This window comes from Mycobacterium sp. TH-M116 (genome assembly GCF_057473685.1).
The window spans coordinates 1-9,612 of record NZ_JBYCLC010000311.1; the positions used below are offsets into that span (position 1 = coordinate 1).

General features: G+C 68.7%; 9 protein-coding genes and 1 pseudogene. 4 read left to right on the plus strand and 6 right to left on the minus strand.

Features of this window, described 5'->3' with window-relative positions; genetic code table 11:
* Positions 1–61 precede the first annotated feature (61 nt).
* Positions 62–625 (minus strand): CDP-diacylglycerol--glycerol-3-phosphate 3-phosphatidyltransferase, encoded by a 564-nt coding sequence (gene pgsA / locus AC2VOK_RS16195; protein WP_428901400.1) that lies wholly within the window; start codon positions 623–625, stop codon positions 62–64.
* 83 nt (positions 626–708) lie between these two features.
* Here pgsA and AC2VOK_RS16200 point away from each other — a divergent pair, with 83 nt between their 5' ends.
* Positions 709–1,233, plus strand: a complete 525-nt coding sequence (locus AC2VOK_RS16200) for an amino-acid N-acetyltransferase (protein ID WP_421528504.1) — start codon at positions 709–711, stop codon at positions 1,231–1,233.
* A 6-nt stretch (positions 1,234–1,239) separates the two neighbouring features.
* On the opposite strand, the gene AC2VOK_RS16205 is transcribed toward AC2VOK_RS16200, so the two are convergent.
* The gene (locus AC2VOK_RS16205; RefSeq protein ID WP_428901394.1) at positions 1,240–3,786 is read right to left on the minus strand and encodes an FtsK/SpoIIIE family DNA translocase; all 2,547 of its coding nucleotides are present in this window, start codon (positions 3,784–3,786) and stop codon (positions 1,240–1,242) included.
* Positions 3,787–3,966: 180 nt separating this feature from the next.
* On the opposite strand from AC2VOK_RS16205, the gene AC2VOK_RS16210 reads away from it, so the two are divergent.
* The 3 genes from AC2VOK_RS16210 to AC2VOK_RS16220 are packed head-to-tail and all read left to right on the plus strand — an operon-like array spanning position 3,967 to position 6,001.
* A complete protein-coding gene (locus tag AC2VOK_RS16210; protein WP_428901395.1) occupies positions 3,967–4,281 on the plus strand; it encodes a putative quinol monooxygenase in 315 nt (104 codons plus the stop codon).
* Between the two features lie 23 nt (positions 4,282–4,304).
* The gene (locus AC2VOK_RS16215) at positions 4,305–5,123 is read left to right on the plus strand and encodes a mycofactocin-coupled SDR family oxidoreductase (RefSeq protein WP_428901401.1); all 819 of its coding nucleotides are present in this window, start codon (positions 4,305–4,307) and stop codon (positions 5,121–5,123) included.
* 5 nt (positions 5,124–5,128) lie between these two features.
* The gene (locus AC2VOK_RS16220) at positions 5,129–6,001 is read left to right on the plus strand and encodes an SAM-dependent methyltransferase (RefSeq protein WP_428901396.1); all 873 of its coding nucleotides are present in this window, start codon (positions 5,129–5,131) and stop codon (positions 5,999–6,001) included.
* Between the two features lie 4 nt (positions 6,002–6,005).
* Here AC2VOK_RS16220 and AC2VOK_RS16225 read toward each other — a convergent pair whose 3' ends face one another.
* The 4 genes and pseudogenes from AC2VOK_RS16225 to AC2VOK_RS16240 all read right to left on the minus strand — a co-directional run.
* Positions 6,006–7,694 (minus strand): ribonuclease J, encoded by a 1,689-nt coding sequence (locus tag AC2VOK_RS16225; protein ID WP_428901397.1) that lies wholly within the window; start codon positions 7,692–7,694, stop codon positions 6,006–6,008.
* Between the two features lie 7 nt (positions 7,695–7,701).
* Complete coding sequence (gene dapA, locus AC2VOK_RS16230; protein ID WP_428901398.1) at positions 7,702–8,604, minus strand: 4-hydroxy-tetrahydrodipicolinate synthase; 903 nt, start codon at positions 8,602–8,604, stop codon at positions 7,702–7,704.
* Between the two features lie 70 nt (positions 8,605–8,674).
* Complete coding sequence (thyX, locus tag AC2VOK_RS16235; RefSeq protein ID WP_428901399.1) at positions 8,675–9,427, minus strand: FAD-dependent thymidylate synthase; 753 nt, start codon at positions 9,425–9,427, stop codon at positions 8,675–8,677.
* A gap of 89 nt (positions 9,428–9,516) precedes the next feature.
* Positions 9,517–9,612, minus strand: a pseudogene (locus AC2VOK_RS16240) (IS5 family transposase); the annotation flags it as partial.

Genomic DNA, 9,612 nt, shown 5'->3' on the forward strand with positions numbered 1-9,612 from the left:
CGGTTTGTCACAGGGTCAACGCCGGCGGCGGTGACGTTGGTTCCCGCTCGCGTCCCCGCGATCAGCGGGGCGTTCGCCGGACTTCCCGGACGCTCGAGATCACGTAGTCGATCCCGGTGACCACGGTGAGCACGATCGCGGCGGCCATCACCACGGCCGCCACAACCCGGAAGGGCCCCGACAGCGGGAGCACGAACAGGCCGATCGCGACGGCTTGGACCACGGTCTTCAGCTTGCCGCCCCAGCTGGCCGGGATGACGCCGCGCCGGATCACGGCCAGCCGCAGCAGCGTGACCCCGATTTCGCGGGTCATGATCACGACCGTCACCCACCACGGCAGGTCGCCCAGCATCGACAGTGCGATCAGCGCCGAGCCGATCAGCGTCTTGTCGGCGACCGGATCCACGAAAGCGCCGAATTCCGTTGCCATGCCATAGTTGCGAGCCAGCAGGCCGTCGAACCGGTCGGTGATGGCGGCCACCGCGAAGATGCCGAAGGCCACGACACGGCCGACGGTCTGGTGACCGTCCCCGAGGAAAAGAACGAGCAGGAAAACCGGGACAAGCAACAACCGCAGGCCGGTGAGGACATTGGCGAGGTTGGCAATCCGGGCACGACCTGCGATCGGACTCGTTTGAGGGTGCCCGGACACGGCATCAGAATAGCGGGTGACCAGTTCACACGCCTCTGATGTCGATACTGTTACCCGTGACCGAAAGCCCTGAGGACCACCGTCCGGCAGTCCGGCGTGCCCGCACCTCCGACGTTCCCGCGATCAAGCGGCTCGTCGACACCTACGCGGGCAAGATCCTGCTGGAGAAGAACCTGGTGACGCTCTACGAGGCGATCCAGGAATTCTGGGTCGCCGAATGTGCCGACAAACCGGGCGAGGTCGTTGGCTGCGGTGCGTTGCACGTGATGTGGGCCGACCTCGGCGAGATCCGCACCGTCGCGGTCGACCCCGCCATGACCGGCCGTGGCATCGGGCACGCGATCGTCGACCGGCTCCTGCAGGTCGCGCACGAGCTGCAGCTGGAGCGCCTGTTCGTGCTGACCTTCGAGACCGAATTCTTCGGCAAGCACGGGTTCACCGAGATTGAGGGCACACCGGTCACCGCGGAGGTGTTCGAGGAGATGTGCCGCTCCTACGACATCGGTGTCGCCGAGTTCCTGGACTTGAGCTACGTCAAGCCCAACATCCTCGGCAACTCCCGGATGCTGCTGGTGCTGTGACCGCCGCTATTCGGAGCCGGGATCGCCGCCCTCGGCGTCGCTCCCACCCCGGATCAACGCCAGCGTTCCGGCCAGCTCGTCGGGCTTGACCAGCACCTCGCGCGCTTTGGAGCCCTCCGACGGCCCGACGATGCCGCGGGTCTCCATCAGATCCATCAGACGGCCCGCCTTGGCGAACCCCACCCGCAGCTTGCGCTGCAGCATGGAGGTGGACCCGAACTGGCTGGACACCACCAGCTCGACTGCCTGTAGGAAGACGTCCATGTCGTCGCCGATGTCGGGATCCCTGCCATCGGAGTCGGTCCGCTCCCCGGTCGGTTTGGCGGTGGTGACGCCCTCGGTGTACTCGGGTTCGGCCTGGTCTTTGCAGGCGCTGACGACGGCTTGGATCTCCTCGTCGGTGATGAACGCGCCCTGTAACCGGATCGGTTTGCCCGCGCCCATCGGCAGGAACAGGCCGTCGCCCATGCCGATCAGCTTCTCCGCGCCGGCCTGGTCCAGGATCACCCGGCTGTCGGTGAGCGACGAGGTGGCGAACGCCAGCCGCGACGGAACGTTGGTCTTGATCAGGCCGGTGACGACGTCGACCGAGGGTCGCTGCGTGGCCAGCACCAGGTGGATGCCGGCCGCCCGCGCCTTCTGGGTGATGCGCACGATGGCGTCCTCGACGTCGCGCGGCGCGGTCATCATCAGGTCGGCCAGCTCGTCGACGATCGCGACGACGTAAGGGTATGGCCGGTATACGCGCTGGCTGCCCAGCGGTGCCGTGATGGCACCGGAACGCACCTTGGCATTGAAGTCGTCGATGTGGCGCACCCGCGAGGCCTGCATGTCCTGGTAGCGCTGTTCCATCTCCTCGACCAGCCACGCCAGTGCGGCCGCGGCCTTCTTGGGCTGGGTGATGATCGGCGTGATCAGGTGCGGAATGCCTTCATACGGCGTGAGTTCCACCATCTTCGGGTCGATCAGGATCATCCTGACCTCCTCGGGCGTGGCCCGGGCGAGCAGCGAGACCAGCATGGAGTTGACGAAGCTGGACTTGCCGGATCCGGTTGACCCGGCCACCAGCAGGTGCGGCATCTTGGCCAGATTCGCCGAGATGAAGTCGCCTTCGATGTCCTTGCCCAGCCCGATGACCAGGGGGTGGTGGTCACGGCGTGTCGACGACGCGGTGAGCACGTCGGCCAACCGCACCATTTCTCGGTCGGTGTTGGGCACCTCGATGCCGACGGCGGACTTGCCGGGGATAGGTGCCAGCATGCGCACGCTCTCGGTGGCGACCGCATAGGCGATGTTCTTCTGCAGCGCGGTGATCTTCTCGACCTTGACGCCGGGCCCCAGTTCCACCTCGTAACGCGTGACGGTGGGCCCGCGGGTACAGCCGGTCACGGCCGCATCGACCTTGAACTGGGTGAGCACCTCGCCGATCGCGTCGGCCATGACGTTGTTGGCGGCGCTGCGCTTCTTGGGCGGGTCCCCCGCCACCAGCAAACTCAGCGACGGCAACGTGTACGGTCCCTCGACCACCCGGTCCAGCTCGATGGTGTCCTGCTCAGCCTTGCCACGCCGGCGGCCCCGGGTGGACCGTTCCGGGACGGTCGGCACGTCGTCCTCGATCGGGGGCGGATCGGTTGCGGCCGCACCGCCTGCAGAAGGCCACGCCGCCGGCTCGTTGTCGGGGTGGAAGGCGCCGTCGCCATGATGGTCGTCGTAGTAGCCGTCGGAGAAGTCCTCGGCGGCAGCGGACGCCTCGTAGCCGGGCTCGACGTCGTAACGGCCGGGGTCGCCGCCGGGCTCGTCGACATAGCCGCGCTGGAACAGCCGGGTGCCGAACATGTCCTGCAGGGCTTCGGGCACCTCGCGGATCGTGGTGCCGGTCAGCAGGAGCAGCCCGAACAGGGCTCCGATGAACAACAGTGGCGCAGCGATCCAGGCCGTCAACCCGTCTCGCAGCGGCCCGCCGATGGCGAACCCGATGAAACCGGCCGCGCTGCGGCGCGCGTCGGGGTCTTCCGGCGATCCGGACCACAGGTGGCACAGGCCGAGATAGGACAGGACGATCAGGCTGCCGCCGAGGATCAGCCTGGGCCGGGCGTCGGCGTCGGGCCGGGTCCGCATCAGCGTCACCGCCGCCGCGGCGGTGACCAGCGGCAGCAGCAGGACACCCGAGCCGATGAACGTCCGCAACAGCACGTCGACCCACGCGCCGACCGGGCGCGCGGCGTCGAACCACGAGCTCGCCGCGACCACGACCGAGACGCCGAGCAGGACCAGCGCGACACCGTCGCGGCGGTGCCCCGGCTCCACATCACGGGCCCGTCCGATCGACCGCGCCGCGCCACCGGTACCCCGTGCGGTGATCAGCCAGGCCGCGCGCATGGCCCGGCCGCAGCTCAGCCCCGCGGCGACCAGGAGTGACCGGTTACGCCGCGGGCCCGGCCGGTTCACCTTCTTGCGGGGGGCCGCAGGCCGCGCACTGCGGGTACCGCCCCGCGAAGTGGGCTTTGACCTGCTCGTTCGGCTACCGGAGCGGGCGACGGTCTTACTGGACATGACATTCAGGGTAGTCGCAAAGACAACATCTGCACCACCCGCCACACTGGTAACGATTCCGTCGCCGGCCCCGGGGCGGCCCCGCGCAGGACGGGCCCCCGGGACCCGTGAGTAGGGTGATCCACGTCATGCCCGCCCGCAACACACCCAGCAATTCACGGATCGCCAGGAGGCCTCAGCATGCCCGTCGTCGTCGTCGCCACCATGACCGTCAAACCCGAGTCGGTCGAGACCGCCCGCGACATCCTCACCGCCTCGGTCGAGGAAGTGCACGGCGAGCCCGGGTGCCAGCTGTACTCGCTGCACCAGACGGGCGAAACGTTCGTCTTCATCGAGCAGTGGGCCGACGAGGAGGCGCTCAAGGCGCACAGCACCGCGCCCGCGGTCGCCACGATGTTCACCGCGATCGGCGAACACCTGGCCGGAGCGCCCGACATCAAGATGCTGCAGCCGGTTCCCGCCGGCGACCGCGCCAAGGGACAGTTGCGCGCGTGACGGGCCGTGGCCCGGACGGGCCGCTGAAGAGACCTCTGGAGGGAAAGGTCGCCTTCATCACCGGTGCGGCGCGCGGACAGGGCCGCGCGCACGCCGTCCGGCTGGCCTCCGACGGCGCGGACATCATCGCGGTCGACCTGTGCGAGCAGATCGCCAGCGTCCCCTACCCCCTGGCGACCCCGCAGGACCTCGCGGCGACCGTCACGCTCGTCGAAGACACCGGCTCCCGGATCGTCGCCGCTCGCGGAGACGTGCGCGACCGGGCGTCGCTGTCCTCGGCGCTGCAGGCGGGCCTCGACACGTTCGGCCGGCTCGACATCGTCGTCGCCAATGCCGGTATCGCCCCCATGCAGTCCGGTGACGAAGGCTGGCGCGACGTCATCGACGTGAACCTCACCGGTGTCTACAACACGATCAAGGTCGCGATACCGACGATGGTTTCCCAGGGCAGCGGCGGTTCGATCGTGCTGATCAGCTCATCGGCCGGGCTGGCCGGCGTCGGCAGCCCGGACGCAGGTTCGGTCGGCTACGCCGCAGCCAAGCACGGGGTGGTCGGCTTGATGCGGGTCTACGCGAACCTGCTTGCCTCGCAGTACATCCGGGTCAACTCGATCCATCCCTCCGGTGTCGAGACCCCGATGATCAACAACGAGTTCACCCGGGAGTGGCTGGCCAAGATGGCCGCCGCGACCAACACGCCGGGCGCCATGGGCAACGCCATGCCGGTGGAGGTGCTGGAAGCCGAGGACATCGCCAACGCGGTGGCCTGGCTGGTGTCCGACCAGGCCCGCTACGTCACCGGTGTCACCTTGCCGGTCGATGCGGGCTTCGTGAACAAGTAGCGGCCATGACCCGAAAATCGGTAGTACAGACGGCGTTCGGCCCCGCGGTGTTGGCCGCCGTCGAGCAAAACGAACCGTCGGGGCGCCGCCTGGTGGACGACGATTTCGCCGAGCTCTTTCTGCCCGCCCCGCTGCGCTGGCTGGTCGGTGCGACGCGGTTCGCGCCGGTTCGTCATCTGATGATCCGCGCCTCGGAGTTCACCGGCCCTGGGCTGTGGGCGAATCTGGCCTGCCGCAAGCGTTTCACCGCCGACAAGCTCAACGAGTCGCTCGATGACATCGAGGCCGTCGTCATCCTCGGGGCGGGGCTGGACACCCGCGCCTATCTGCTGACACGGCGAGTCCGCATCCCGGTTTTCGAGGTCGACCTGCCGGTGAACGTCGCCCGCAAGTTCAAGACGGTCCGCCGGGTGCTGGGCGAGCCACCGCTGTCGGTTCGGTTGGTGGCGCTGAACCTCGAGCACGACGATCTGCTCACCGCACTCGCCGAGCACGGCTACAGCACCGGTTACCGGGTCTTCTTCATCTGCGAAGGGGTCACTCAATACCTCACCCCCGCCACCATTCGCCGGACGATGGAGGGGCTGCGCGCGGCCGCGCCGGGTAGCCGCTTCGTGTTCACCTACGTCCGTAGCGATTTCATCGACGGCACGAACCGGTATGGCACCCGAACGCTGTACCGCAAGGTCCGCCAGCGGCAGCAACTGTGGCAGTTCGGCTTGCAGCCCGACGAAGTCGACGCGTTTCTCGGCGAGTACGGCTGGCGCCTGGTGGACCAGGCCGGACCCGACGAACTCGCGCAGCGATACGTCGCGCCCACCGGTCGCAAACTCAAGACCTCGGGACTGGAGTGGTCGGCCTTCGCGGAAAAGGTCTAGCGCCTCAGACCTCGATGACCGTCGGCACGATCATCGGCGCCCGCCGGTAGGTCTCGCCCACCCACTTGCCCACGGTGCGCCGCACCGCCTGGGCGATCCGCGCGGGTTCGGTGACGTTGTCGGCCATCAGGGACTCCAGCTCCGCCTCGATCCGCCGCACCACCGGCTCGAGCGCCTTGGGATCCTCGGAGAACCCGCGGGACAACAGGTGCGGCGTCCCCACCGGACGCCCGGTGCCGCGCCGCACCACCACCGTCACCGCCAAGAATCCCGACGACAGGATGAGACGTTCGCCCAGGGTGATATCGCCGACGTCGCCGGTGATCAGCCCGTCGACGAACATCTTGCCGACCGGCACCGCCCCCACGATTGCGGCCCGCCCGGCGACGAGGTCGACGCTGACACCGTTCTCGGCCAACAGGATCGACTCCTCGGGCACCCCCGTACTCGCGGCCAGCTTGGCGTTGGCGCGCAGCATCCGCCAGGTCCCGTGCACCGGCATGACGTGGCGCGGCCGCACGCCGTTGTACAAGAACAACAGTTCCCCGGCATACGCGTGGCCCGAAACATGCACGCGCGCTTGGGCATTGGTGACCACGCGAGCCCCAATCTTGGCCAGCGAGTCGATGACGCCGTAAACCGCTTCCTCGTTGCCCGGGATAAGCGACGACGCCAGGATGACCAGGTCGCCCGCGGTCAGCGTGATGCTGCGATGCTCGCCGCGCGACATCCGCGACAACGCCGACATCGGCTCACCCTGGGTGCCGGTGGTGATCAGCACGACACGCTCGGGCGGCATCGTCTCGGCGACGCCGATGTCGATCACGTCCGAATCGGCCACCCGCAGGAAGCCCAGGTCGCGGGCGATCCCCATGTTGCGCACCATGGAACGCCCGACGAAAGAGACCCGCCGGCCCAACGCGACGGCAGCGTCGATGATCTGTTGCACGCGATCGACGTTGGAGGCGAAGCACGCCACGATGACCCGGCCGCCGGCGCCCCGGATCAGCCGGTGCAGGGTGGGGCCCACCTCGCTTTCCGAGGGCCCCACGCCGGGATGGTCGGCGTTGGTCGAATCGCACAGGAACAGGTCCACGCCGGCCCCATCGCGCCGCGAGCCCAGCCGCGACATGCCCGGCAGGTCGGTGGGACGGCCGTCGAGGGGAAGCTGGTCGAGCTTGATGTCGCCGGTGTGCAGGACGGTGCCCGCGCCGGTGTGCACCGCGATCGCCAGCGCGTCCGGGATGGAGTGGTTGACCGCGAAGTACTCGCACTCGAACACCCCGTGGGTGCTGCGTTGCCCCTCGGCGACCTCGACGAACTCCGGCTTGATGCGGTGCTCGCGGCATTTCGCGGCGACCAGCGCCAGGGTGAACCGCGACCCGACGATCGGGATGTCCCGGCGCAGCTTGAGCAGGAACGGGATCGCCCCGATGTGGTCCTCGTGGGCGTGGGTGAGCACCACGGCCTCGATGTCGTCGAGGCGGTCCTCGATGTGCCGCAAGTCCGGCAGGATCAGGTCGACCCCGGGTTCGTCGTGGTTGGGGAACAACACCCCGCAGTCGATGATCAGCAGCCGGCCCAGATGCTCGAAAACGGTCATGTTGCGGCCGATCTCGTTGATGCCGCCCAGCGCGGTGACGCGCAACCCGCCTGCGGTCAAAGGCCCCGGGGGGGCGAGGTCTACCTCCACTGCCGGCTCACCTGAGCACCCCGGCGGCGCGCATGTCGTCCGCCAGCGCGTCGATCTGGGCGGGGGTGGCCGCCATCTGGGGCAGCCGGGGTTCACCGGCGTCGATGCCCTGCAGGCGCACGCCCGCCTTGGACATCGTCACCCCGCCCAGTCGGGTCATCGCGTTGCACAGCGGGGCGAGGCTGACGTTGATCTTGCGGGCCGTGGCGATGTCCCCGGAGGAGAAGGCGGACAGCAACTCTCGTAACTGACCGGCCGCCACATGGGAGATCACGCTGATGAAGCCGATGGCGCCCATCGCCAGCCAGGGCAGATTCAGCGCGTCATCGCCGGAGTAGTAGGCCAGCCCGGTCTCAGCGATCACCTGGCCACCGCCGTGCAGATCGGCCTTGGCGTCCTTGACGCCGACGATGTTGGGGTGCGATGCCAGCGTGCGCAGCGTGCCGACTTCGATGGGCACCACGGAACGCCCGGGGATGTCGTAGAGCAGCATCGGCAGTTCGGTCGCGTCGGCCACGGCGCTGAAGTGCGCGATCAGTCCGCTCTGCGGCGGCTTCGAGTAGTACGGCGTGACCACCAGCAGGCCGTGCGCACCCTCGGCCGCGCACGCCCTGGCCAGGCGAACACTGTGAGCGGTGTCATAGGTGCCGGCCCCGGCGACCACGCGGGCCCGGTCGCCCACCGTCTCGAGCACGACGCGCAGCAACTCCAGTTTCTCGTCGTCGGTCGTGGTCGGCGACTCGCCGGTGGTTCCCGACACCACCAGGCCGTCGCACCCGGCGTCCACCAGGTGGTTCGCCAGTCGGGCCGCGGCGGCCGTGTCCAAGCAGCCGTCGGCGTCAAACGGCGTCACCATCGCGGTCAGCAGGGTTCCCAACCGTGCGGGGACGTCGAATCCGGCCATACTCACGGTGATCAGGTTACCTGGCGCGGGCAAGAGCTTCGGCGACGGCGCGGGCCGGGTCGCGCCGCCCGGCGGCTCAGGCCTCGATCGCCAGCGGACTGGTGGCCACCTCGGTGCCGTCAGCCAGCGTGGAGATCTCGAAGTCGGCGAAAACCGCGGGGGCCACCCCGGCGAGCAGGCGCAGGCACGCGATGGCCAGCCGCCGGATTTCCACGTCGGCGTGCTCGCTGGCCCGCTGGGCCACGAAGTGCCGCCAGGCGCGGTAGTTGCCGGTCACGACGATGCGGGTCTCGGTGGCGTTGGGCAGCACGGCGCGGGCCGCTTGGCGGGCCTGCTTGCGCCGCAGCACCGCGTTGGGCTGGTCGGAGAACGTGGCTTCCAGTCCGGCCAGCAGTCGGGCGTACGCGGCGCGGTTGGCGTCGGCGGCATCGGTCAGCACCTGCTGGAGTTCGGGGTCCTCTTCTAGGCCCGGCGGTACGACGACCCGCGAGTCCCCTTCCGGCACATAGCGTTGCGACAGCTGCGAGTACGAGAAGTGCCGGTGGCGGATCAGCTCGTGAGTGCACGACCGCGAGATGCCGGTGATGTAGAACGAGACGCTGGCATGCTCGAGCACCGAGAAGTGCCCGACGTCGATGATGTGCTTGATGTAGCCGGCGTTGGTCGCGGTCTTCGGGTTGGGCTTCGACCAGCTCTGGTAGCAGGCGCGGCCGGCGAATTCGACCAGCGCGGAACCCCCGTCGGCGTCGGTGTCCCAGGGCACGTCGGGCGGCGCCAGGAAGTCGGTCCTGGCGATCAGTTGCACGCGCAGCGGCGCGATCTCAGCCACGGCGCTCACCTTAGCCCGGCGACGATGCGCGCCGCGGAGCATTCCGCAGCCCGGCCGCGAGTTCACTCATCGCCGGCGCAGCTCACCGGCTAGGGCGTGTCTCCCGATTTGTTGCTTCCTACGCGGGAATGGATTACGGCGCAGGCTAACAGGACACCACCGAGGTAGGTTAGGGCGTATTTGTC